21 protein-coding genes are annotated in these 22,646 nt (G+C 69.0%); 13 read left to right on the forward strand and 8 right to left on the reverse strand.

The features are described from left to right. Positions 1 to 59: 59 nt before the first annotated feature. Genes AC07N1_RS16190 through ftsE form a run of 4 tightly spaced genes read right to left on the reverse strand, consistent with a single transcriptional unit; the run spans position 60 to position 3,017 of the window. Complete coding sequence (locus AC07N1_RS16190; protein WP_494672733.1) at positions 60 to 773, reverse strand: lysophospholipid acyltransferase family protein; 714 nt, start codon at positions 771 to 773, stop codon at positions 60 to 62. Next, complete coding sequence (locus AC07N1_RS16195; RefSeq protein ID WP_494672734.1) at positions 770 to 1,396, reverse strand: YdcF family protein; 627 nt, start codon at positions 1,394 to 1,396, stop codon at positions 770 to 772. The genes AC07N1_RS16190 and AC07N1_RS16195 overlap by 4 nt, the downstream gene beginning before the upstream one ends. Beyond that, positions 1,393 to 2,286: a cell division protein FtsX gene (locus AC07N1_RS16200; protein WP_494672735.1), complete on the reverse strand. Its 894-nt coding sequence runs from the start codon at positions 2,284 to 2,286 to the stop codon at positions 1,393 to 1,395. Before AC07N1_RS16200 ends, AC07N1_RS16195 begins: the two co-directional genes overlap by 4 nt. After that, positions 2,286 to 3,017: a cell division ATP-binding protein FtsE gene (gene ftsE / locus AC07N1_RS16205; RefSeq protein ID WP_494672736.1), complete on the reverse strand. Its 732-nt coding sequence runs from the start codon at positions 3,015 to 3,017 to the stop codon at positions 2,286 to 2,288. Before ftsE ends, AC07N1_RS16200 begins: the two co-directional genes overlap by 1 nt. A gap of 57 nt (positions 3,018 to 3,074) precedes the next feature. Between ftsE and AC07N1_RS16210 the strand changes: the two genes are divergently transcribed. Continuing rightward, positions 3,075 to 4,049 carry an MJ0042-type zinc finger domain-containing protein gene (locus AC07N1_RS16210; protein WP_494672737.1) on the forward strand — a complete coding sequence of 325 codons (975 nt, stop codon included), beginning with the start codon at positions 3,075 to 3,077 and terminating at the stop codon, positions 4,047 to 4,049. 15 nt (positions 4,050 to 4,064) lie between these two features. Further along, entirely contained in the window at positions 4,065 to 4,595 is a 531-nt protein-coding gene (locus AC07N1_RS16215) for a phosphoribosyltransferase (protein ID WP_110118024.1), read from the forward strand. Between the two features lie 179 nt (positions 4,596 to 4,774). Here the strand turns inward: AC07N1_RS16215 and mnmA are convergent, their stop codons facing one another. After that, the gene (gene mnmA / locus AC07N1_RS16220; RefSeq protein WP_494672738.1) at positions 4,775 to 6,001 is read right to left on the reverse strand and encodes a tRNA 2-thiouridine(34) synthase MnmA; all 1,227 of its coding nucleotides are present in this window, start codon (positions 5,999 to 6,001) and stop codon (positions 4,775 to 4,777) included. Positions 6,002 to 6,134: 133 nt separating this feature from the next. Here mnmA and AC07N1_RS16225 point away from each other — a divergent pair, with 133 nt between their 5' ends. Further along, positions 6,135 to 6,794: a GNAT family N-acetyltransferase gene (locus AC07N1_RS16225; RefSeq protein WP_494672739.1), complete on the forward strand. Its 660-nt coding sequence runs from the start codon at positions 6,135 to 6,137 to the stop codon at positions 6,792 to 6,794. Positions 6,795 to 6,802: 8 nt separating this feature from the next. On the opposite strand, the gene AC07N1_RS16230 is transcribed toward AC07N1_RS16225, so the two are convergent. From AC07N1_RS16230 to AC07N1_RS16240, 3 genes are read right to left on the reverse strand one after another with little or no spacing between them, the layout of a single operon-like run. Continuing rightward, positions 6,803 to 7,726 (reverse strand): flagellin, encoded by a 924-nt coding sequence (locus AC07N1_RS16230; protein WP_494672740.1) that lies wholly within the window; start codon positions 7,724 to 7,726, stop codon positions 6,803 to 6,805. Between the two features lie 8 nt (positions 7,727 to 7,734). Next, positions 7,735 to 9,843: a flagellar hook-associated protein FlgK gene (flgK, locus tag AC07N1_RS16235; protein WP_494672741.1), complete on the reverse strand. Its 2,109-nt coding sequence runs from the start codon at positions 9,841 to 9,843 to the stop codon at positions 7,735 to 7,737. Continuing rightward, entirely contained in the window at positions 9,843 to 10,211 is a 369-nt protein-coding gene (locus AC07N1_RS16240; protein WP_494672742.1) for a hypothetical protein, read from the reverse strand. The genes flgK and AC07N1_RS16240 overlap by 1 nt, the downstream gene beginning before the upstream one ends. Before the next feature lie 47 nt (positions 10,212 to 10,258). Between AC07N1_RS16240 and AC07N1_RS16245 the strand changes: the two genes are divergently transcribed. The 10 genes from AC07N1_RS16245 (at position 10,259) to flhA (ending at position 22,585) form a co-directional block, all read left to right on the forward strand. Continuing rightward, entirely contained in the window at positions 10,259 to 11,962 is a 1,704-nt protein-coding gene (locus AC07N1_RS16245; RefSeq protein WP_494672743.1) for a flagellar hook-length control protein FliK, read from the forward strand. An 11-nt stretch (positions 11,963 to 11,973) separates the two neighbouring features. After that, positions 11,974 to 12,663, forward strand: coding sequence for a flagellar hook assembly protein FlgD (locus AC07N1_RS16250; protein ID WP_494672744.1), 690 nt, complete (start codon positions 11,974 to 11,976; stop codon positions 12,661 to 12,663). Between the two features lie 139 nt (positions 12,664 to 12,802). Further along, positions 12,803 to 14,482, forward strand: a complete 1,680-nt coding sequence (gene flgE, locus AC07N1_RS16255; protein ID WP_494672745.1) for a flagellar hook protein FlgE — start codon at positions 12,803 to 12,805, stop codon at positions 14,480 to 14,482. 168 nt (positions 14,483 to 14,650) lie between these two features. After that, the gene (sciP, locus tag AC07N1_RS16260; RefSeq protein WP_007675208.1) at positions 14,651 to 14,932 is read left to right on the forward strand and encodes a CtrA inhibitor SciP; all 282 of its coding nucleotides are present in this window, start codon (positions 14,651 to 14,653) and stop codon (positions 14,930 to 14,932) included. Positions 14,933 to 15,170: 238 nt separating this feature from the next. Beyond that, positions 15,171 to 16,829, forward strand: coding sequence for a flagellar basal-body MS-ring/collar protein FliF (gene fliF / locus AC07N1_RS16265; RefSeq protein ID WP_494672746.1), 1,659 nt, complete (start codon positions 15,171 to 15,173; stop codon positions 16,827 to 16,829). A 4-nt stretch (positions 16,830 to 16,833) separates the two neighbouring features. Beyond that, positions 16,834 to 17,850: a flagellar motor switch protein FliG gene (gene fliG, locus AC07N1_RS16270; RefSeq protein ID WP_487287764.1), complete on the forward strand. Its 1,017-nt coding sequence runs from the start codon at positions 16,834 to 16,836 to the stop codon at positions 17,848 to 17,850. 10 nt (positions 17,851 to 17,860) lie between these two features. After that, positions 17,861 to 18,508, forward strand: coding sequence for a FliH/SctL family protein (locus AC07N1_RS16275; protein ID WP_494672747.1), 648 nt, complete (start codon positions 17,861 to 17,863; stop codon positions 18,506 to 18,508). A gap of 5 nt (positions 18,509 to 18,513) precedes the next feature. Continuing rightward, positions 18,514 to 18,846, forward strand: coding sequence for a flagellar motor switch protein FliN (gene fliN / locus AC07N1_RS16280; RefSeq protein WP_058346608.1), 333 nt, complete (start codon positions 18,514 to 18,516; stop codon positions 18,844 to 18,846). Positions 18,847 to 18,941: 95 nt separating this feature from the next. Beyond that, positions 18,942 to 20,324, forward strand: a complete 1,383-nt coding sequence (flbD, locus tag AC07N1_RS16285) for a sigma-54-dependent transcriptional regulator FlbD (RefSeq protein ID WP_110133308.1) — start codon at positions 18,942 to 18,944, stop codon at positions 20,322 to 20,324. Between the two features lie 143 nt (positions 20,325 to 20,467). Then, on the forward strand, positions 20,468 to 22,585 hold the full coding sequence (gene flhA, locus AC07N1_RS16290) for a flagellar biosynthesis protein FlhA (protein ID WP_494672748.1): 2,118 nt from the start codon (positions 20,468 to 20,470) through the stop codon (positions 22,583 to 22,585). Positions 22,586 to 22,646: the final 61 nt, after the last annotated feature.

Consider the following 22,646-nt stretch of genomic DNA (forward strand, 5'->3'; position numbering starts at 1 on the left):
TTAGATGCTCCCCCTCTGGGGGAGCTGTCGCGGAGCGACTGAGGGGGACGCCGCAGGCGTCAGATCCCCTCATCCTCCAGCGCCTTGGTCGCCGTGTCGATCCGCATCTGCAGCTCGCGCATGAACTCGCCGCGCTTGAGGCCGGCGGGGATGGGCGGGAGGTATTCGAAGACGATGACGCCGGGCTCGACCAGCAGGCTCTTGTGCTTCCAGTGCTGGCCGCAGTTCAGGGCCAGCGGGGTCACCGGCAGCTCCAGTTCGCGATAGAGCGCGGCGATGCCGGGCTTGTAGTCGCCGGGCTCGCCGACCTTGCCGCGGGTGCCTTCCGGGAAGATCACGACCTGGCGGGTCTCCTTCATGCGGTCGATGGAGTCGCGGACCAACTTCTTCAGGGCCGTCGAGTGGCCCTTGCGGTCGACGACGATCATCTTGGCCTTCAGGCCGTGCCACCCGAACAGCGGCACCATCAAGAGCTCCTTCTTCATCACGAAGCAGGCGTCGGGCAGGATGGCGAACTGGCTGAAGACGTCGAACATCGACTGGTGCTTGGCGGCCACCAGCGCCGGGCCGGCGGGAACGTATTCCTTGCCGCGCACCTCGACCTTCACCCCCGCCAGCACGCGCAGGGCCAGGATCACGCCCTGGGACCAGAAGCGCAGCACGGCGCGGTTGGCCGCGCGCGGCATCAGCAGGGTCACCAGCATCAGCGTGGCCAGGGTGGCCGACCACAGCCAGAAGAACAGCTGGAACAGGAACGAGCGCAGGTAGATCAAGAGTCTTTCCCTTTTGCCGAGGTCTCGGCGGGTTTTTCCTTCGGACCCAGGTTCAGGAACGCCTCGCGTCCCAGGATCGCCAGGTACTTGCAGTATTCCACGATCATCCGGCGGGCGGTGTGGCTGCGCTTCCACCAGCGGCGGGCGTTGAGGCTTTCGGTGGCCACCGGATAGGCGTGCAGGGTCACGTCCGGCATGGTGGCGTGCAGCTCCAGCATCGAGCGCGGCATGTGGTAGTCGGCGGTGACGACGATCAGGCTCTCATAGCCGCGGGCCTTGGCCCACTCGGCCGTCTCGCGGGCGTTGCCGACGGTGTCGGCGGCGGCGAACCCTAAGTCCACGCAGCAGTCGTAGATCGGCTTGACGGCCTTGGTGACGTCCTGGACGTCGGCGCGGGTGGCCTCTTTGTTGACGCCCGAGATCAGCAGGCGCTTGCCCTTGCCGGCCTCCAGCAGCTTGGTGGCCGCCTCCAGGCGCAGGTTCGAGGCGCCGGTCAGCACCACGACGCCGTCAGAGACGGGGGGATCGGCCGCCGGGGTCGAGCGCTCCACCCGCGAGGTGAAGGCCAGAAGGCCCAGGGTCCAGATCATCACCACGATCAGAAAGGCGGCGATGCTCTTCACGGCATGTCCTTCAGCAGGCGGAGGGCCGCGGCGCGCGCGGCCAGCCCCGCGACCAGGGCGGCGATCAGCGGGCAGGGCAGGGGCGCCAGAAGGTCGATCCACGCCAGCGGCAACACCGGCGTGAGGCCCGTGCCGCCCCCCGCCAGCCGCGCCGTCACCCCGACGATGACCGCGGCCGCGCCGCCGAGCAAGCCCGCGCTGGCGGCCATGGCCGCGAAACGGTTCTGGAACAGCCTGGCGATGAAGCCGGCCTCGGCTCCGGAAAGGTGCAGCACCTCGATCACCTCGTGACGGGCGGCCAGGCCTGCCCGTGTCGCAAAGGTGATGACGGCGGCGGCGGCGGCGGCGATCAGGGCGAAGACGCCCAGCGCCGCCCAGCGGGCCAGGCCCGCGCCGCGCTCGATGTCGGAGATCCAGCGGCTGTGGTCGTCGACTATGGCGTCGACCGCGGCCTCGCGCAGGGCCTTGGTCAGGGCGTCGGCGGTAGCCGGAGCCTTGGGGTCGAGGTCGAGGGTCACCAGGCGCGGGGTCGGCAGGTCGGCGACCAGGGCGTCGCGGCCGATCCACGGCTCCAGCAGGGCCTCGGCCTTGTCCTTGGTCAGCGCCTGGGCCTGGGTCACGCCCTTGACCCCGGCCAGGGTCTCGGCGGCGCGGGCGGCGGCGCTGTCGGGCGTCTCGCCGGCCTTGGCGCGCACCACGACGGTGGCCGAGCCGGTCAGCTGGGCGCTCCAGCCCTCGGCGGCGCGGTTGGCGGCCAGGGCGGCCAGGGCGGTCAGGCAGGCCAGGAAGCACAGCACGGCCACGACGAAGACCAGCGCTCCGTCGCGGGCGTCGCGCGGCGGCAGCAGCGGGCCGGGCTTCCAGCGGTTGATGTCGAAGGGACCGCTCATCACGCCTCGCCCGGCTCGATCAGGCGGCCGTGCTCCAGGTGCAGCACCGGGCGGGCGGCGCGGGCGACCAGCTCCTCGTCGTGGGTGGCGATCAGCACCGTGGTGCCCAGGCGGTTGAGTTCGACGAAGAGGCGCAGCAGGCGCAGCGACATCGCCGGGTCGACATTGCCGGTCGGTTCGTCGGCCAGCAGCACGTCGGGCCGGTCGACCACGGCGCGGGCGATGGCCAGGCGCTGCTTCTCGCCGCCCGACAGGGTGGCCGGCAGGGCGTGCATGCGCTCGCCCAGGCCCACCCAGTGCAGCAGCTCGGCGACGTCGTCGCGATAGGCAGCCGGCTTGCGGCCGGCGATGCGCAGGGGCAGGGCGGCGTTGTCGAACACCGACAGGTGCTCGAGCAGCCGGAATTCCTGGAACACCACGCCGATGCGGCGGCGCAGGAAGGGCAGGTCGCCGGCGTGGACCAGGCTGATGTCGCGCCCGAACAGCTCGACGCGACCCCGTGACGCACGATGGGCCAGATAGATCAGCTTGAGCAGCGAGCTCTTGCCCGCGCCCGAGGCGCCGGTGAGGAAGTGAAACGACCCCGGGGCAAGGGAAAACCCGACGTCGCGCAGGGTTTCGGGACCCCGTCCGTAGCGCATCGAGACGCCTTCGAAACGGACCACGGGAACGGCGTCGAGGTCCTGATCTGCGCCGGTCCGCACGGGTGTGTCGATGGGGTTTCTGGACATCAGGGTTAAAATCGGCGACCTCCAATGCTGTAAAGCGGGGATGACCGATTCGCGGCCATGATACTGACCTGTCCGGAGTGCGCCAGCCGCTATTTCGTCGACGACGCCAAGGTCGGTTCGACCGGTCGTGTCGTGCGTTGCGCCTCGTGCGGCGCGCGCTGGACCGCGCGTAACGAAAACGCCGCCGACGAAGAGCTGTTCGATGCGCCGTCGGCCGCCGGGACGCCCCCCGGAGCGGCCAACGACGGGGCCGCCGCGGCCGCGGCGCTGGACCCCTTGCACGCCCTCGACGACACGCCCGAACCCGAGCCGCCGGTCAGCGCCCTGCCGGGCGAAGAGCTGCCCAAGGTGTTCCGCGCCCGCGCCGACGCCGAACGCCGCCTGCGCGAGGCCAAGACCACCGGCATCGTCTGGGGCGGCATGGTCGCGGTGATGGTGGTGGTGCTGGTCGGGGCCGGGGTGTTCCGCCTCAACATCGGCAAGCTCTGGCCGAGCACTGCCGGCGCCTACGCCATGGTCGGCGCGCCGATCAACACCATCGGCCTGATCGTCGAGGAAAACAGCATCCGCGCCGAGCCCACGATGCAGGACGGCCACGCCGCCCTGACCATCACCGGCGTGATCCGCAACATCACCGAAAAGCCGGTCGAGGCGCCGCCGCTGCGCATCGCCCTGCTCAACAAGGCCCAGAAGCGCGTGGCCGGCCAGCTGGCCGCCGCCGCCGACCCGATGATCCCGCCGGGCCAGACCCGCCACTTCTCGGTCGTCCTGCTGAACCCGCCGTCCAGCGCCCAGGTGCTGGAGATCGCCTTCGCGGTCGAGAAGGGCGCGGGCCATGCCGTGAAGACCGGCCTGCACGCGGCCGAGGCCGGCCACGGCGAGCCGGAACTGCGCGGCGCCCAGGACACGCCGACGCAGGATCATGCCGCCGCCGAGGGGCATACGGAGGATTCCGCGGCCGAAGGGGCTGGACACGACGCCCCTGGTCATGAGACCGGAGCGGCCGAAGCGGCTCCTGCCGAGCATCATTGACCAAGATCCCCTGACATGACCGATCCCGCCCGCCCCGAAGTGCTCATTTCAGAGCAAGAAATCGCCGAGCGGGTCGAGGCCCTGGCCCGTCAGATCGCGCCGCGCATCGACGACGACACCGTCGCCGTCTGCCTGCTGACCGGCGGCCTGTGGTTCGCCGCCGACCTGACCCGCGCCCTGTGGAAGGCCGGCCGCAACGTCCGCTTCGACGCCCTGTGGCTGGCCTCGTACCATGACGAGCGCAAGAGCACCGGCCGCTGCGAAGTGCGCGCCGACCTCCAGCGCCCGCTGGTCGGCCGTCGCGCCCTGGTGGTCGACGACGTGTTCGACACCGGCCTGTCGCTGTCGGAAGCCGCCCGCCTGGTGAAGGACGCCGGCGCCAGCGAAGTGCTGACCGCCGTCTTCGCCCGCAAGCCCTGGCCGACCTCGCGCGGCATGGAGCCCGATTTCGTGGCCTGGGAAGCCCCGGCCCGCTACCTCGTCGGCTACGGCCTGGACGACGAAGGCAAGAGCCGCGGCCTGCCGTACATCGGCGCGCTGGACTAAGCCCCCTGGTCCTTCTCCCCTTGCGGGAGAAGGTGTCGGCGAAGCCGACGGATGAGGGGTTTCTCAGACGCAAAACGCCGCGAAAGCTGATCGGCTTTCGCGGCGTTTCTGTAGGTGCGACCCCTCACCCGACCTCCCTCCGGGAGGCCACCCTCTCCCGCAAGGGGAGAGGGATTCGCTCAGTCCATCACCCTGACCGTCGTCGCGATGAACCCGCCGCCGAGCACGCGCTCCGGATCCGCGGGGTCGTAGAGCACGCAGGCCTGGCCGGGGGCGACGCCTTCTTCCAGGCCGTCGAACACCAGCCGCACGCCGCCGTCTTCCAGCGACAGGCGGCCGGCGACCGGCTCGCGGGTCGAGCGGACGCGGGCCAGGACCGGCGCGTGGGCCTTGGCGGCCTCGATCAGGTCGTCCTCGCCGCCCAGCCAGTTGTCTTCCTTCAGGGTCAGCGACTTGGTCAGCAGCGCCTCGCGCGGGCCGACCACGACGTGGCGCTTTTCGGCGTCGATGCGGACCACGAACAGCGGCTCGCCCGTGCCGCCGCCGACATTGAGGCCGCGTCGCTGGCCGATGGTGTAGCGGGTGACGCCCTCGTGGCGGCCCAGCACCTTGCCGTCCAGGTGCACGATGTCGCCGGCTTCCGCCCCCTGCGGGCGGATGCGGTCGATCACCGTGGTGTACTTGCCCTCGGGCACGAAGCAGATGTCCTGGCTGTCGGGCTTGTCGGCCACCGAAAGGCCCAGGGCGGCCGCGACGGCGCGCACCTGAGGCTTGGCGAAGCCGCCCAGCGGGAAGCGCAGGAAGTCGAGCTGCTCGCGCGTGGTGGCGAACAGGAAGTAGGACTGGTCCTTGCCCGGGTCGGCCGCGCGGCGCAGCTGCGGACGGTTGCCGCCGCTGACAAAGCCGCGCTGCACATAGTGGCCGGTCGCCATGGCCTCGGCGCCGAGGTCGCGGGCCACGTCCAGCAGGTCGCGGAACTTGACGGTCTGGTTGCAGCGCACGCAGGGGATCGGCGTCTCGCCGCGCAGATAGGCGTCGGCGAACTCCTCGATGACCTGTTCCTTGAAGCGGCTTTCGTAGTCCAGCACGTAGTGCGGGATGCCGATCCGCTCGGCCGCCATGCGGGCGTCCATGATGTCCTGGCCGGCGCAGCAGGCGCCCTTCTTCGAGATCGCCGCGCCGTGGTCGTAGAGCTGCAGTGTCACGCCCACCACGTCATAGCCCGCGCGGGCCAGCAGGGCGGCGGTGACGGTCGAATCCACGCCGCCGGACATGGCCGCCACGATCCGGGTTCCCTCGGGAAGACCGACGGCCTGCTTCACCGCCTGCGCGGCCTGCGCGATCAGGGCGTCGCCCTCGGCGACGGGGGCGTGGGCGGGGTCGAAACGGGCGAGGTCGGCGTCCATCGCGGCTATTTAGGCCCTGAGCGACGGTTTTGCGAGGCTGAGCAGCGTCGCAGGTCGAGCCGGCCTGCAATCATGCTGACAAATAGCGGCGGCGGGGCGGGGTATCCGCGGCGTTCGGGCCAGGGGAGAGGCGATGGCGGCGGACGATCACATGGCGGATCCGAGACTGGTCGAGGCCTGGGTCGACGGCTGGGCGCTGTCGCGCGGCGTGGCGCGCCCCGCGCGGATCGCGGGCGGCTTCCACCTGACGGTGGGCGAGCCGGGGCATCTGGCCCGCTACGTCTTTCCCGCGCTCGATGCGGCCGCGCTTCGCCGTCTGGGGCGGGGGATCGATCAGCCGGGCGTGTTCCTGAAGGCGTTCTGTCCGCCCGAGGCGCTGATCGCGGCGCTCGACGAGCGCTGGCGGCTGGAAAGCTTCGCCGACCTGATGGCGACGGCCCTGGACGGCGCCCCGGCGGCCGAGCCCGATCCCGCATACCACCTGTCGACGGCCCTCGAAGGCGCGGTCCTGGTCATCGCCGCGACGGCTCCGGACGGGACGCTTGCGGCGTCCGGGCGCGCGGCGCTGACCGGACCGTTCGCGGTGTTCGACAAGATCGTCACCGATCCGGCCCACCAGAGGCGAGGTCTCGGCCGGGCCGTGATGACGCGCCTCGGCGCCGAGGCTGTCGCCCGCGGGGCGGAGGAGGGCGTCCTGGCCGCCACGGTCGAAGGGCGGGCGCTCTACGAGGCGCTCGGCTGGCGGTTCGAGGGCCGCCTGCACACGGCGGTCATCCCAAGTCCCGACGCCTAGGCGAGACCTTACTTCAGCACGTTCAGCAGCGACGAGCTCTGCAGCGACGAGAACACCTGGGCCGAGGCCTGGACCGCCAGCTGGGCGGCCTGGAGGCGGGTGACGGCCTCGGCCATGTCGACGTCGACGACGCCGCCGATCATCACCGTCAGGCTGTCGGACTGGTTCTGCAGCGCGGTCTGGGCGTCTTCGAAGCGGCTCTGGTTCAGGCCGTTCTTGCCCTGGGCCGTGGTCAGGTTCTTCTGGGCGGTGTCGAACGAGGGCAGGGCGCCTTTGAGGAAGGTGGTCTGGGCCTCGGTCAGGTTGCCGGTGAACGGGCCGTTGGCGTCGACATAGGCCTGGATCTGCTTGAAGGCGTCGAACAGGCCCGTGCCCAGGGCGTCGCCCAGCACGCCGGTCTTCACCGTCGTCGACTCGTCGATGCGGTTGGTGGTGATGTACTGGTCGTTCTGGAACAGCGAGGCCGTGCTGGGTGCGGACGTAAGGTCGGCCATGCTGGTGGCCGTGGTCGTCGGCGTGTCGGTCTTGGCGCCCGAGAACACGTAGTAGCCGTTGGACTTGGTGTTGAGGCCCCGCACCGAGTCGCCGAAGGCGTTCTGCAGCTGCTCCATCAGGGTGGTGGCGTTGCCGGCCGCCAGGGCGTTGGCGATCGCCTCGCGGGCGTCGCCGGCCGCGTCGGCCACCTGGCCGATGCCGGTGTCCTGCATGTCCAGCCGGTTGGAGACCAGCTTGGTCTGGTCGAGGAAGCCGTCGATCTTGGCCTGGGCGCTCTTCATCGCCGTCAGCATCTCGGCGTTGGTGGCGTAGCCCTTCAGGTCGCTGGCGATCTTCTGGCTGGAGACCTGCTCGCCGATCTGGTTCTGGCGCACCTGCGCCAGCATCAGATTGGAGGTCATCACGCCGTAGTTGCTGGAGGTGGAGACGCGGGTCATGGGCGGCCTCAGATGAGGTTGGTCAGAACGTCGTACATGTCTTTGCTCGCCTGGATCAGGCGGGCCGAGGCGTTGAACGCCTGCTGGTACGTCGTCAGATTGATGAGTTCTTCGTCGAGATTGACGCCTTCCTGCGACTGGCGCTGGGTGTCGACCTCGGTCTTGACCGAAGCGGTGGCGTCCTTCCTGGACTCGGCGGCGGCGGCCTTGCGGCCGATCGAACCGGAGAAGTCGGCGGCGTAGCGCAGCACGCTGCTGGTCGAGGCGCCGACGCCGCCGGCGGACGAGAAGTTGACCGTGCTGTCGCCGGCCTTGGCCAGGGCCAGGGCGCCGCGGGCGTCGCCGACCGCCAGCGCGGGGGTGCCGGCCGCGGCGGTCAGGTCCAGCTTGGCGAAGGCCAGGCGGCTGGGGTTCTGCTCCAGGGTCGCATCGACCGAGTAGCTCGAAGCGCGGGTGCTGCGCTCGGACGGGCCCAGGCCGAACAGCTGGCTCAGCGTGGGGCCGCCGGTGCCGCGCTCGGTGTTGTCCTCGACCACCGACAGGGTGACCGGGGCGGCGTTGTTGGAGCTGAAGTTCAGCGCGCCCTTGGAGTCGAGCGCGAAGGTCCCGTACTGGCCCGCGCCGTCGCTGCGCGAGTTCATGGCGGTCAGCAGGTCCTGCATCGTGCCGCCCGTCGGGACGGTGACCTTCACGTCGCGGATGCGGCCGCCCTCGACGTCGGTCAGGCGCAGGGTGATCGTGTCGCCGGCGGTGAAGCCGTGCTGCGAGGCCGTGGTCATCCCCGTCTCGTACGGCGAGTAGCCGGTCGAGCGGACGATGTCGTTCATGCCGAAGAACTGGCTGAAGCCCTTGCCGGCCTTGGTGGACGGGGTGGTCGCGTCGTCGGCGATGGCCACGCCCAGGCCGCCGTTGGCCGACAGGCTGAGCGCGCCGTTCGAGAAGGTCGCCTGGCCGTCGGTTCCCAGGGCGCTGTTCAGCTGGGTCAGGAAGTTGCCGGGCGTGAAGGCCGGGCCGGCGACGCCGTCGACCGTCATCGAGCCGGCGCTGAAGTCGACGTCGATGCGGCGCTGGATGACGCCGCTGGAGTCGGTCAGGGCGATCGTCGTCTTGCCGGTGAAGCCCGAGAAGGCGGTCGTGGCGTCCAGGCCGGTGTCGCGGCCGGTCATGCTGGCGGGGGCGGGGACCGACGAGTTGGCGTTGGAGGCGCGGTTCAGCTCTTCGGTGGCGCGGGTGACGAACTCGCCCAGCTGGTCGGACAGGGCCGGCAGCTCGGTGTTGCGCAGCTCCATCAGGCCCTTCAGCTCGCCGCTGCTGATGTAGAGCGGGCTGGGCTGGCCGCCGCTGTTGGGCAGGGTGACGGTCAGGTAGCCGTTGGCGGTGGGCGACTGCTCGTACTTGACGGTGGCCGCGCCGTCGCCGGCCAGGCTCAGGCCCTCGGTCGAGCGGATCAGCACGCCGCCGTTGGCGCGCTGGCTGACCTGCACGTTCATCAGGCCCGACAGTTCGTCGATCAGGCCGCCCTGGATGTTCTCCGAGCCGGTCGAGTCGACGCCGGTGGTCTTGGCGCGGGTGATGTCGGTGTTCAGCTCGTCGATCTGCTTGAGCAGGACGTTCACCCGGTCGACATCGGCCGAGATCTTGGTGTCGGCGTCCTTGCCCAGGTTCGACAGGCCGGCGGTGATGCGGCTCGACTCGCCGAGGAAGTCCTCGACCTTGGTCAGGGCCTGGGTGCGCAGCAGCGACGAGGACGGCTCGTCCGCGGCCTGCGAGAAGGCCGAGTACACGCTGTCGAGCATCGAGAAGAAGTTGGTGCTGGCGCTGGGGTCGCCGAACAGCTTCTGGGCGTTGTCGAGCGCGCTGGCCAAGGCCGACGCCCGACCCGAGTCCGAGGCGGCGTTCAGGCTGGCCGACTGCAGGAAGCGGTCGGTCGCGCGCTTGATCGCGTCGATGTTGACGCCCACCCCCATGCCGTTCGACACGAGGTTCGACTGGCTGACGGTCTTGCGGACGTAGCCGGCGGTGTTGACGTTGGCGATGTTGTCGGAGACGACGCGCAGGCCCGTCTGGGCGGCCATCATCCCCGAAGTCGCGGTGTTCAGGATGGTGTTGAGGGACATCAGAAGTCTCCTGTCCGCCCGGCAAAGCACGGACCACGCGACGCGACCTTGCCCGGCGAAACTTGCCGGGTCCGGGTCGAGTGCGTCTCGTTACCGATGTGCAAACCGTTGAAATACAAGGCGTTGGGTTCCATGCGCCGTGCGGACGATGAAAAGGTGAGCGCAAGGATGGCGCCAACCCCGGTCCTGGCCGGGCTGCGGCGCGCCGACGCGGCAAACGAGGGGTCATTCTTTCCGTTTCCGCTCGGCAAAAAGCGCCGCAAGCTGCCGAAATAAAAGGGTAAATCAGGAGTTAAAATATTTAAAATCAAAGGCTTGTAAGAAATTTCCGGGTTGGCCCGGCGATTGCTCAGGGAACGGCGGATCAAGGCGTGCTCCATCCGAGCCGTCATCCAGCCCGAGCGTACCGACCCGCATGACCGCGATCGCCGCCTCTCTTCCGCTTCCGACGCCCGCCCCGGGCGCCGCCGGCGTTTCCGACGCTTCCGGCGCCGGCGACGTGTTCGGCGCGCTGCTGGCCGCGTCGGGCGATGAAGGCGGCGCCGAGCAGGCCGAAGCCCGTCCGGCCGCCGGCGGCAAGTCGCAGGCCAAGCCGGCGACCAAGGCCGACAGCGACCGCAAGGACGCCGACCAGACCTCGGGCCAGACCGCCGGCCAGGACGCCGCCGCCGCCCAGGTGGGCGCGGCCGTGGTCGCCGCCATGACCGTTCAGAAACAACCGGCCAAGCCGGCCCAGGGCGACGACGCCACGGCCGCCGCCGCCGCCGCCGAGGCTTCGGCTCAGGCCGGCGCTCAAGCCGACGCCCAGGCCGCCGCCCAAGCCGCGTCCCAGACCGCAGCGGCGGGCGGAGGCCTGCTGGCCAAGGCCGCCGACCTGGTCGGCGACGTGGCCGAGACCGTCGCCGACGTCGCCAAGCTGGCCGGCGCGGCTCCCGTCGCCGCCGCGGCCACGGCGGTCGCCGCCGCCGCCGACCTGACGTCCGACGCTGTCGCCGCCGCTCCGGCGACGGAAGGCGAGGCCGCCCCGGTCGCGACCGTCGACCTGTCGGCGCTGCAGGCCCTGTCGCCGAGCGAGCAGGGGCCGGCCTCCGCCGACATGACCAAGCTGGCCGAGCAGGCCGCCCTGGCCGCCCAGACCAGTAAGACCGCCGGCAAGACGACCGACAAGTCCGCCGCGCCCGAAGCCGCCAGGTCGGCGACCGACGCCGCCCAGCCGGCCGCCGCCTCGCTGGGCGACGAGATCGCCAGCCTGACCGCCGTGCAGACCTCGGCCGAGGACGCGGCGACCGCCGTGGCCGACGCTCAGGCCGTCGTCACCGACACCGCCGAAGCCGCCGTTCCGGCCGCCCAGGCCCAGGCCGCCAAGCCGGCCGAGGTCGCGACGCCCGCGCCGCAGGCCGGCAAGACCGAGGTCGCCGCCAAGGGCGAGGCCGTGGTCACCGCCCAGGCTGTCGCCGCCGACCAGGCCGCCCATGACGCCGCGACCAACAGCGACGGCGACAAGAGCGGCGCCGACGCCTTCGCCAAGATGGCGACCGACACCGCCCCCAGCGACGCGCCGGCCGCCAAGATCGACGCGACCTTCACCCCGACCGTCCAGACCCAGGCCGCGCAAACGGCCCAGGCTCCGGCCGAGACCATCGTCCGCGGCTCGCCCGAGACGGTCGCGGCCCTGTCGGCCGAGATCAGCAAGAAGCTCGAGGCCAAGTCGACCCGCTTCGACATCGTCCTGACGCCGGAAGGCCTGGGCAAGGTCGACGTGCAGGTGCGCATCGGCGCCGAGGGCAAGCTGACCGCGACCCTGGCCTTCGACAATCCGCAAGCCGCCGCCGACCTGCGCCACCGCGCCGGCGAGCTGCGCCAGGCCCTCAGCCAGGCCGGCTTCGACGTCGCCGACGGCGCCCTGAAGTTCGACGTGTCGAGCCAGGGCGGCAACAGCGGCCAGGGCCAGCAGCAGAACGCCTTCTTCGACTTCCAGGGCGGCGACCACGGCCGCCGCGCCTTCGCCGGCCGCGCCTTCGCGGGCGCCGCCGTCGAGGACATCCCCACCGTTTCAGCTGCGTCGCTGATCCCTGGCTACCGCCTCGCGGAAGCCAGCGGCGTCGACGTCAAGATCTAGGAGCAAGCGTCATGGCCACCACGACCGCGACGTCCAGCAGCACTTCGGTGCTCGACAAGATCAACAACTCCAGGAACTCGCTCGCCAGCAGCGAAGAGACCTTCCTGAAGCTGCTGACCACCCAGATGAAGAACCAGGACCCGTTGTCGCCGATGGATTCCAACGCCTTCACCGGCCAGATCGTGCAGATGACGGGCGTCGAGCAGCAGCTGGTCACCAACGACCTGCTGGCGGCCCTGGTCGGCATGAACGACGGCGGCCTGACCAACGCCCTGGGCATGATGGACAAGCTGGCCACGGCCGAGACCGACAAGGCCACCATCAAGAACGGCAAGGCCGACTGGAGCTACACCCAGGCCCAGGCCGGCACCGCGGTGAAGATCGAGGTCCTCGACAAGTACGGCGCCACCATCGCCACCAAGTACCCGGACGACATGTCCAAGGGCGACCACACCTTCACCTGGGACGGCAAGTCCGACAACGGCACGGCCCAGGCCGAGGGCGGCGAATACACCCTGAAGATCACCGCCACCAACGCGGACGGCGCGAAGATCGTCACCAGCTCCAAGGGCCGGATCGAAGGCATCGTGACCGCGGTGACCAACGAGAGCGGCCAGAACATGGTCACCATCGGCGGGGTCAAGGTCCCGATCAGTTCGGTGATCGGCGTCACCAACCCGCCGGCGACCACCACCAGCTAAGGCCCCGCCGGCCTCTACCGAATGAACCGGGCGTCAGAAAGACGCCGACGCGGTCCCCCCGAGCCAGACGGCCGACCCGGACCCAAACGCAAACAGCGCTGAACCCCTCGACACAAACTTCACGAGCAGGAATTCAGTCATGTCCATCAACAGCGCCATGCTCGCCGGCGTCTCCGGCCTGGTCGCCAACTCCTCGGCCCTGGCCGCGATCTCGGACAACATCGCCAACGTCAACACCGTCGGCTACAAGCGTTCGTCGGCCAACTTCTCGACCCTGGTCACCTCGCAGAGCAAGAACAGCACCTACAGCGCCGGCGGCGTGAAGGCGCTGACGCACCAGTTCATCAGCCAGCAGGGCCTGACCCAGTCGACGACCTCGAACCTCGACCTGTCGATCTCGGGTTCGGGCTTCTTCGTCACCACCGAGAAGCCGGAAGGCCTGACGGCCACCGACACCCGCTCGTTCACCCGCGCCGGTTCGTTCCAGCTGGACAACCTCGGCTACCTGAAGAACGACGCCGGTCTCTACCTGCAGGGCTGGCTGGCCGATCCGGTCACCGGCTCCATCACGCCCGACCCGTCGGACCTGACCCAGCTGTCGTCGATCAACGTCGGCAGCGTCGGCGGCACCGCCGAGAAGACCACCCGCGTCGGCGTCAACGCCAACCTGCGGTCGGAACAGCCGGTCTCGGCCTCGGCCAACTTCACCACGGGCGTCAAGACCGTGACCGACAGCGCCGGCGCCTCGCACAACTACACGGTCGCCTATTCCCCGACGGGCGCGGGCGACACCTATGACGTCAAGCTGTACGAAGGCACGAACCTGGTCTCGACCGGCACGGCCGCCTACGACCCGACCACCGGCGCCCTGACCACCTACACCCCGAGCGGCACGACGACCCCGTCGGCGGCCATCGACATCGGCGGCGGCACGACGGTCTCCTTCGCCTCGCTGGGCGTCAACACCAAGACCGAAGTGGCGGCCGGCGGCGTCTATGACCCGACCAGCAACTCGATGTCGGACTACGCGCTCGACAGCACCACCGGCGTGAAGCCGGACTTCGAGATCCAGGTTCCGATCTCGGACTCCAAGGGCGGCCAGCGCAACGTCACCCTGTCGCTGCTCAAGGGCCCCGGCCCGAACGAGTGGTACGCCGAACTGCGCGCCAAGCCGGGCGACCTGGACAACAACGCCAACGGCCTGATCAGCTCGGGCAAGATCACCTTCACCACCGACGGCAAGCTGTCTTCGGTCGGCAACCTGTTCGGCGGCACCGATCCGACCTCGATCACCATCGCCGCGTCCGACCCGGCCGCGACCGGCACGGGTCCGCGCTGGGCCGACAGCCTGGGCATCGACAGCCAGTCGGTGCAGATCGACCTGGCCAACGCCGCCGGCGGCCTGACCCAGTACAACAGCCAGTCGGTCGTGCAGTCGGTGAACACCAACGGTACGGCGTTCGGCAACCTGACCAACATCGAGGTCGACGAGGACGGCTACGTCTCGGCCATCTTCGACAACGGCGTCACCCGCCGCATCGCCCAGGTGGCGGTCGCGACCTTCTCGAATCCGAACGGATTGAAGGGCGTCAACGGCAACGCTTATCGCGTCACCAATGAAAGCGGCACCTACAGCCTGAAGACCCCGGGCTCGGGCGGCGCCGGTTCTCTGGCTCCTTCGACGCTGGAAGCTTCGACTGTCGACCTGTCGACTGAGTTCACCGGCCTCATCACTACGCAACGCGCCTACTCGGCGTCGTCGAAAATCATCACCACCGCCGATCAGATGCTGGAAGAACTTCTGAGCATTAAGCGCTGATCATAGGTATTAACTGGTTTTAATCAGAGTGTGTCACATCGATACACTCTGATCGCTGGAGGAAGTCCCGTGTTTAGGTCTTTCTTTACTACTGGAATTAAGCCGCTGTTATTTCCCGGCGCCTATATTCCTCATCAACAGTGATGGTTGTGGGAAAGGCGTAAAGCCATGTTGCAGCAGCAGCGCACGAACAGCCGGGGTGAAAAGTACGTCATCGGTCCGACCGGTGCGCCTCTTACCCTGTCGGATTTGCCGCCTCCGGAAACCCAGCGTTGGGTGATCCGGCGTAAGGCTGAGGTGGTGGCCGCCGTTCGCGGTGGTCTCCTCTCGCTCGACGAGGCGTGCGATCGTTACAAGCTGACCAACGAGGAATTCCTCGCCTGGCAGCAGTCTATCGACCGGCACGGCCTGGCGGGTCTTCGGACCACCCGGCTTCAGCAGTACCGCTAAACGGCGGAAAAACTGAAAGGGCGCGAGGAGTTATGCTCCACAAAGCGCCCGAACGGTCTGTTCAGCGGCCGCGTCCCCCAGGACGCGGCCGCGACCATTTGGCGCCTTCGACGTCCGCTTCCCGCCCTGGATCTAAATGCGGCGTTAACCATCGACTGGGTAAATCCTGCCTAGCGACGGCGGACTTCCATCCGTCTCGTTTGCGCCCCGTTCGGACGCAGTTTGAGGGACAGGCCCAGTGGATAAATTCCTGAGCGCGATTCAGAGATTCGGCGTCGGTCGTCTGGCCGCCCTGGCGGGCGTCGCCGTCGGCTCCATCGCCGTGCTCGCCGCGGTCGTCATGATGCTGGGCAAGCAGCCGAACGAGCTGCTGTATTCGAACCTCGACCTCAAGGAAGCTTCGTCGGTCACCCAGGCGCTGGACCAGGCCGGCATCAAGTACGAGACCAAGGGCGACGGCTCGACCATCATGGTCGCCCGCGACAAGGTCAATTCCGCCCGCCTGCTGGTTTCGGGCAAGGGCCTCGTGACCTCGGGCTCGATCGGCTACGAGATCTTCGACAATTCCAACGCCATCGGCCAGACCGACTTCGTTCAGCAGCTGAACCGCCAGCGCGCCCTGCAGGGCGAGCTGGAGCGCACCATCCGCGGCTGGCAGGGCGTCCGCGACGTCCGCGTCCACCTGGTGCTGCCCAAGCGCCAGCTGTTCGAGGAAGACGCCGAGCAGCCGTCGGCCGCCGTCACCATCGGCACCGCGGGCCGCGAAGCCTCGGCCGACATGGTCTCGGCCATCCAGAACCTGATCTCGGGCTCGGTCCCGGGCATGAAGGGCGAGCGCGTCAACGTCATCGACGAGCGCGGCAAGACCCTGTCGGCCGGCGGCGACGAGAGCCTGGCCGGCAAGCTGGCCCAGGACCGCAAGTCGGAAGCCGAGGCCCGCATCGGCAAGAGCGTCAAGGAAATGCTCGACGGCGTCCTCGGCCCGGGCAAGGCCCGCGTCACGGTCACCGCCGACATCGACCTGAACCGCGTCACCACCCAGGAAAAGAAGTACGATCCGGACGGCCAGGTCGTGCGCTCGGAAAGCACCAGCGCCAACAACGCCTCCGAGACCAAGAACGAAGACAACAGCGGCGTCACCGCCACCCAGAACATCCCGGGCGGCCAGCCTGGCGGCGCTCAGCCCGTCGGCTCGACCTCGGGCGGCAACGAGACCACCACCAACTACGAGATCTCCGAGTCGGTCCGCACCGAGGTCGTCGAGCCGGGCGCCATGAAGAAGCTGGCCGTGGCCGTGGCCGTGGACGGCGTCACCGCCGCCCCGGGCAAGGACGGCAAGGCGGGCGCCTACACCCCGCGCTCCGCCGAGGAGATCGCCCAGATCGAAGAGCTGGTGAAGACCGCCATCGGTTACGACGCCGCCCGCGGCGACCAGGTGAAGGTCACCAACATCCGCTTCCCCACGGCCGAGGACCAGGGCCTGACCGAAGGCGGCCTGATGTCGGGCTTCGACAAGGACGACCTGATGCGCATCGCCGAGATCGGCGTCCTGGCGGTCGTCGCCCTGCTGATCCTGCTGTTCGCGGTGCGTCCGTTCCTGAAGAGCCTGAGCCAGCCGGCCACCCACCCGATCCAGATGGCCCTGGGCCAGGAGGGTCAGCCCGTGACCCGCCTGATCACCCTGTCGGACGGCTCCACCCAGCAGGTCGTCGTCGACCAGTCGGGCGAGCCGATCGCCATCGCCGGCCCGACCAGCGACATCGATCAGCGCATCGACATCGCCAAGATCGAAGGCCAGGTGAAGGCTTCGTCGATCAAGCGCGTCTCGGAGTTCGTCGAGAAGCACCCCGAAGAGTCGGTCGCGATCCTGCGCAACTGGCTGCACGAGTCGGAGTGACGGAATGAAGGCGGCCGTCAACGACATCTCCAAGCTGGCCGGGCCTGAAAAGGCGGCCATCGTCCTGCTCGCCCTGGGCGAAGAGCACACCAAGATCTGGGAAGCTCTGGACGACGAGGAGATCAAGGAAGTCTCGCAGGCCATGGCCAGCCTCGGCACGGTCTCGGCCAGCGTCGTGGAAGAGCTGCTGGTCGAGTTTGTCTCGGGCATGAGCTCGACCGGCGCGATCATGGGCTCGTACGAGCAGACCCAGCGCCTGCTGCAGTCGTTCATGCCGCCCGAGAAGGTCGACGCCCTGATGGAGGAGATCCGCGGTCCGGCGGGTCGAACCATGTGGGACAAGCTCGGCAACGTGAACGAGGCCGTGCTCGCCAACTACCTGAAGAACGAATACCCGCAGACCGTCGCCGTCGTGCTGTCGAAGGTGAAGAGCGACCACGCCGCCCGCGTGCTGGCCTGCCTGCCGGAAGACTTCGCGCTGGAATGCGTCACCCGCATGCTGCGCATGGAGCCGGTGCAGCGCGAGATCCTCGACAAGATCGAGCAGACCCTGCGGATCGAGTTCATGTCGAACCTGGCGCGCACCTCCAAGCGCGACAGCCACGAGATGATGGCCGAGATCTTCAACAACTTCGATCGCCAGACCGAGGCCCGCTTCATCGCCGCCCTGGAAGAGCGCAACCGCGAGGCGGCCGAGCGCATCCGGGCCCTGATGTTCGTGTTCGAGGACCTGTCGAAGCTGGATCCGGGCGGCGTGCAGACCCTGCTGCGCGCCACCGGCAAGGAACAGCTGGCCCTGGCCCTGAAGGGCGCCTCGGACAAGCTGCGCGAGATGTTCTTCTCCAACATGTCCGAACGCGCCTCGAAGATCATGCGCGAAGACATGGAAAGCATGGGTCCGGTGCGTCTGAAGGACGTCGACCAGGCCCAGGTCGCCATGGTCCAGATCGCCAAGGACCTCGCCGCCAAGGGCGAGATCATGCTGGCCGGTTCGGGCAGCGACGACGAACTGATCTACTGAGGCGCGCGGGATGACCAACGGAACCTATCAGCGCTTCGCCTTCGACACGGTCTTCGACGACCGTGGCGGGGTGGCCTACGAGGCCCCCAAGGTGAAGAAGAGCTTCACGCCCGAGGAAGTCGAGGCCGCCAAGGCCGAGGCCTTCGCGCAGGGCGAGCGTTCGGCCGTGGCCCGCGCCGAGCAGGAAGCCGCCCAGGCCATGAACGCCATCGCCCACGCCGTGCACGGCGCGATGTCGACCCTGGCCGCCGTCGCCCACGAGCACCGCGAAAGCTCGGCGCGCCTGGCCCTGGCCTGCGCCAACAAGATCGCCGACGCGGCCCTGGACCAGTTCCCCGAGGCTCCGGCCTCGGCCGCCCTGCTGGCCCTGGCCCGCGAGGTCGAGGCCCAGCCCAAGCTTTCCGTCCGGGTCGCGCCGCATCTGGTCGAGCGCACCCAGGCCGCCTTGGAACAGACCGCCCACGCGGTCGGTTTCCCTGGCGCGATCATCGCCCGGGCCGATGCGGCCCAACCGCCCGCCGCCTTCGTCCTCGACTGGGGCGACGGCCGGGCGGAATTCAATCCGGACGAGGCGGCGCAACGCGTCGCCCAGGCCCTCGAAGCCGCCATCGCGGCCGAAGGGCTGCACGCCGAACCCCTGCTTCCTAGCGAAGGCTGACCGCCATGTCCGACGACCTGACCCTCAACGATTTCAACGGCGGCATGCTCGCCTCGGAGATCCCGGTCGAGCTGAGCGACAAGATCGCCTCCGACCTGGCGCCGGTGTTCGATGTCCCCGTCAACATCTCGGCGGTGCTCGGCCGCTCCAACATGTCGGTCGCCCAGCTGCTGCAGCTGCAGGCCGGCTCGATCCTCGAGCTCGACCGCAAGGTCGGCGAGGCGATCGACATCTACGTCAACAACCGCCTGGTCGCCCGGGGCGAGGTCGTCGTCGTCGACGAGCGCCTGGGCGTGACCATGACGGAAATCATCAAGGACGGCGACGCCGCGGGCTAAGCCTCGGTTTCGAAAGTCCCCAGTAGTCCGCGCCCTTCGAAAACAGGGCGAAGCAGTAGAAGATCGGTCCGGAAGGGCCGCCCGGAGAGAAGACAATGCGCCTCTTGGTCGTTGGAAAACTGAACGGTCAGCTCTCGGTCGCCGTGAAGATGGCGATGAACGCGGGCGCCAAGGTCTCGCACGTCGAGACCACGGAGCAGGCGACCAACGCGCTGCGGGCCGGTCAGGGCGCCGACCTGATGATGGTCGACTACGGTCTCGACATCGCCGGCCTTATCGCCGCCAACGAGAGCGAGCGGATCCGGGTGCCGGTCGTGGCTTGCGGCGTCGACGCCGACCCGATGCGCGCGGCCGGGGCCATCAAGGCCGGGGCCAAGGAATTCATCCCGCTGCCGCCGGACGCCGAGCTGATCGCCGCCGTCCTGGCCGCGGTGACCGACGACAACCGCCCGATGATCGCCCGCGACCCCAACATGGAGCAGGTGATCAAGCTGGCCGACCAGGTCGCGCCGTCGGACGCCTCGATCCTGATCACCGGCGAAAGCGGCTCGGGCAAGGAGGTGATGGCCCGCCACGTCCACGCCAAGTCGCGTCGGGCCAAGGCGCCGTTCATCAGCGTCAACTGCGCCGCCATCCCCGAGAACCTGCTGGAAAGCGAGCTGTTCGGCCACGAGAAGGGGGCCTTCACCGGCGCCCTGGCCCGCCGCATCGGCAAGTTCGAGGAAGCCAACGGCGGCACCCTGCTGCTGGACGAAATCTCGGAAATGGACGTGCGCCTGCAGGCCAAGCTGCTGCGCGCCATCCAGGAGCGCGAGATCGACCGCGTCGGCGGCACCAAGCCGGTGAAGGTCGACATCCGCATCCTCGCGACCAGCAACCGCAACCTGGCCGAGGCGGTCAAGGAAGGCGTGTTCCGCGAAGACCTGCTCTACCGCCTGAACGTCGTGAACCTGGCCCTGCCGCCGCTGCGCGAACGCCCGGGCGACATCATCAATCTGTGCGAGCACTTCGTGAAGAAGTACTCGGCCGCCAACGGCATCGACCTGAAGCCGATCTCGGCCGAGGCCAAGCGCCGCCTGATCGCCCACCGCTGGCCGGGCAACGTTCGCGAGCTGGAAAACGCCATGCACCGCGCGGTGCTGCTGTCGACCGGTCCGGAGATCGAGGAGTTCGCCATCCGCCTGCCGGACGGCCAGCCCCTGGCCCCGGCCCCCGACGCGGCCGTGGCCCGCGGCGCCTCGATGGCGGCGGCCGAGGCCGTGGCTTCGGCGGCCACCCGCAATTTCGTCGGCCAGACGGTCGCCGAGATGGAGCAGACCCTGATCATCGACACGCTCGAGCACTGCCTGGGCAACCGCACCCACGCGGCCAACATCCTGGGCATCTCGATCCGCACCCTGCGCAACAAGCTCAAGGAATACGGCGACGCCGGCGTCAGCGTTCCGCCCCCGCAGGGCGGCGTGGGCGCGGCGGCCTAAACCTGGAGTATGGAACGCCGTTCGGCGCCCGCGACGATCGGTCCGGCGCCGAACATGGCTAATTTCGATTAAGGAGATGGCGGGCCGCTCCAAATCGCTCCAAGCGGGACGGTCCGATCCTAGACACAGCAGCAAGGCTTTCCATGGCTGACGCCGCCGCCCCCAAGGCCGCAAGCTCGATCCCCAGCGCCAAATCGCTGTGGGAAGGGATCCTGCGCGGTGAGATGGGTCTGGCCCTGGGCGTCGTCGGCATCATCGTGCTGCTGATCCTGCCCGTGCCGCCGTTCCTGCTGGACGTGCTGCTGGCCGTGTCGCTGACCGGCTCGGTGCTGATCCTGATGACCGCGGTGCTGATCAAGAAGCCGCTGGAATTCACCTCGTTCCCGACCGTGCTGCTGGTCGCGACGCTCTACCGCCTGGGCCTCAACATCGCCTCGACCCGCCTGATCCTGGGCAACGGTCACGAGGGCGGCCACGGGGCCGGCGCGGTCATCGCCGCCTTCGGCAACCTGATGATGCAGGGCAACTTCGTCATCGGCGTGATCGTGTTCATCATCCTGGTGGTGGTGAACTTCATGGTCGTGACCAAGGGTTCGGGCCGGATCGCCGAAGTGGCCGCCCGCTTCACCCTGGACGCCATGCCCGGCAAGCAGATGGCTATCGACGCCGACCTGTCGACCGGCCTGATCGACCAGGACACCGCCAAGATCCGCCGCAAGGAGCTGGAGCAGGAAAGCACCTTCTTCGGCGCCATGGACGGCGCCAGCAAGTTCGTGAAGGGCGACGCCGTCGCCGGCCTGATCATCACCGCCATCAACATCGTCGGCGGCATCCTGATCGGCGTCGTCCAGCACAAGGTGCCGATCGGCGAGGCCGCCTCGACCTACACCCTGATGACCATCGGCGACGGCCTTGTCAGCCAGATCCCGGCCCTGGTCATCTCGATCGCCGCCGGTCTGGTGGTGTCGAAGGCCGGCGTCGAGGGCAGCGCCGACAAGGCCCTGACCACCCAGCTGGCCATGAACCCGGTCGCGCTGGGCATGGTCTCGGCCTCGTCGGGCGTCATCGCCCTGATCCCGGGCATGCCGATCATTCCGTTCGCGGGCCTGGCGGTCGGCGCGGGCCTGCTGGCCTATCGCCGCGCCCAGCAGGCCAAGCTGGCTCCCGCCAGGGAGGCCGCAGAGGCAGCGGCCAAGGCCGCCGCCGACGCGCCGGCCGAGCCGGAAGAGGAGCCGATCAGCGCGGCCCTGGCCATCGACGACGTCAAGATCGAGCTGGGCTACGGCCTGCTGACCCTGATCAACGACCTGGAAGGCCGCCGCCTGACCGACCAGATCCGCGCCCTGCGCAAGACCCTGGCCACCGAGTTCGGCTTCGTCATGCCGCCCGTGCGTATCCTCGACAACATGCGCCTGGCCAACCAGGGCTACGCGATCCGTATCAAGGAGATGGAGGCGGGCCTCGGCGAGGTGCGCCTGGGCCACCTGATGGCCATGGACCCGCGCGGCGGCCAGGTGGAGCTGCCCGGCGAGCACGTGCGCGAACCCGCCTTCGGCCTGCCCGCCACCTGGGTCGCCGACGACCTGCGCGAAGAGGCGACGTTCCGCGGCTACACCGTCGTCGATCCGGCCACCGTGCTGACCACGCACCTGACCGAGATTCTCAAGGAGAACATGGCCGACCTGCTCTCCTACGCCGAGGTGCAGAAGCTCCTGAAGGAGCTGCCGGAGAACCAGAAGAAGCTCGTCGACGACCTGATCCCCGGCGTGGTCAACGCCGCCACGATCCAGCGCGTGCTGCAGGCCCTGCTCAAGGAGCGCGTCTCGATCCGCGACCTGCCGCAGATCCTGGAAGGCATCGGCGAGGCCGCTCCGCACACCAGCTCGGTCACCCAGCTGGTCGAGCAGGTCCGCGCCCGCCTGGCCCGCCAGCTGTGCTGGGCCAATCGCGGCGACGACGGCGCCCTGCCGATCATCACCCTGTCGGCCGATTGGGAGCAGGCCTTCGCCGACGCCCTGATCGGCCCCGGCGACGACAAGCAGCTGGCCCTGGCCCCGTCGCGCCTGCAGGACTTCATCCGCGGCGTGCGCGACACCTTCGAGCGGGCCGCCCTGCAGGGCGAGTCGCCGGTGCTGCTGACCAGCCCGGCCATCCGCCCCTATGTGCGCTCGATCATCGAGCGCTTCCGCGGCCAGACCGTGGTGATGAGCCAGAACGAGATCCACCCCCGCGCCCGCCTGAAGACGGTGGGGATGGTCTAGGGCCAATCGACATTCAGGCTCGGTGCGTGGTCCTCGTCCTTCGACAAGCTCAGGATGAGGA

The organism is Caulobacter sp. GW821-FHT09B11, from assembly GCF_059418205.1.

Coding starts and splice junctions, on each gene's coding strand:
- AC07N1_RS16200 (WP_494672735.1), bottom strand. CDS start 2,286: ATGAGCGGTCCCTTCGACATCAACCGCTGGAAGCCCGGCCCGCTGCTG.
- ftsE (WP_494672736.1), bottom strand. CDS start 3,017: ATGTCCAGAAACCCCATCGACACACCCGTGCGGACCGGCGCAGATCAG.
- AC07N1_RS16210 (WP_494672737.1), top strand. CDS start 3,075: ATGATACTGACCTGTCCGGAGTGCGCCAGCCGCTATTTCGTCGACGAC.
- AC07N1_RS16215 (WP_110118024.1), top strand. CDS start 4,065: ATGACCGATCCCGCCCGCCCCGAAGTGCTCATTTCAGAGCAAGAAATC.
- mnmA (WP_494672738.1), bottom strand. CDS start 6,001: ATGGACGCCGACCTCGCCCGTTTCGACCCCGCCCACGCCCCCGTCGCC.
- AC07N1_RS16225 (WP_494672739.1), top strand. CDS start 6,135: ATGGCGGCGGACGATCACATGGCGGATCCGAGACTGGTCGAGGCCTGG.
- AC07N1_RS16230 (WP_494672740.1), bottom strand. CDS start 7,726: ATGACCCGCGTCTCCACCTCCAGCAACTACGGCGTGATGACCTCCAAT.
- flgK (WP_494672741.1), bottom strand. CDS start 9,843: ATGTCCCTCAACACCATCCTGAACACCGCGACTTCGGGGATGATGGCC.
- AC07N1_RS16245 (WP_494672743.1), top strand. CDS start 10,259: ATGACCGCGATCGCCGCCTCTCTTCCGCTTCCGACGCCCGCCCCGGGC.
- AC07N1_RS16250 (WP_494672744.1), top strand. CDS start 11,974: ATGGCCACCACGACCGCGACGTCCAGCAGCACTTCGGTGCTCGACAAG.
- flgE (WP_494672745.1), top strand. CDS start 12,803: ATGTCCATCAACAGCGCCATGCTCGCCGGCGTCTCCGGCCTGGTCGCC.
- sciP (WP_007675208.1), top strand. CDS start 14,651: ATGTTGCAGCAGCAGCGCACGAACAGCCGGGGTGAAAAGTACGTCATC.
- fliG (WP_487287764.1), top strand. CDS start 16,834: ATGAAGGCGGCCGTCAACGACATCTCCAAGCTGGCCGGGCCTGAAAAG.
- AC07N1_RS16275 (WP_494672747.1), top strand. CDS start 17,861: ATGACCAACGGAACCTATCAGCGCTTCGCCTTCGACACGGTCTTCGAC.
- fliN (WP_058346608.1), top strand. CDS start 18,514: ATGTCCGACGACCTGACCCTCAACGATTTCAACGGCGGCATGCTCGCC.
- flbD (WP_110133308.1), top strand. CDS start 18,942: ATGCGCCTCTTGGTCGTTGGAAAACTGAACGGTCAGCTCTCGGTCGCC.
- flhA (WP_494672748.1), top strand. CDS start 20,468: ATGGCTGACGCCGCCGCCCCCAAGGCCGCAAGCTCGATCCCCAGCGCC.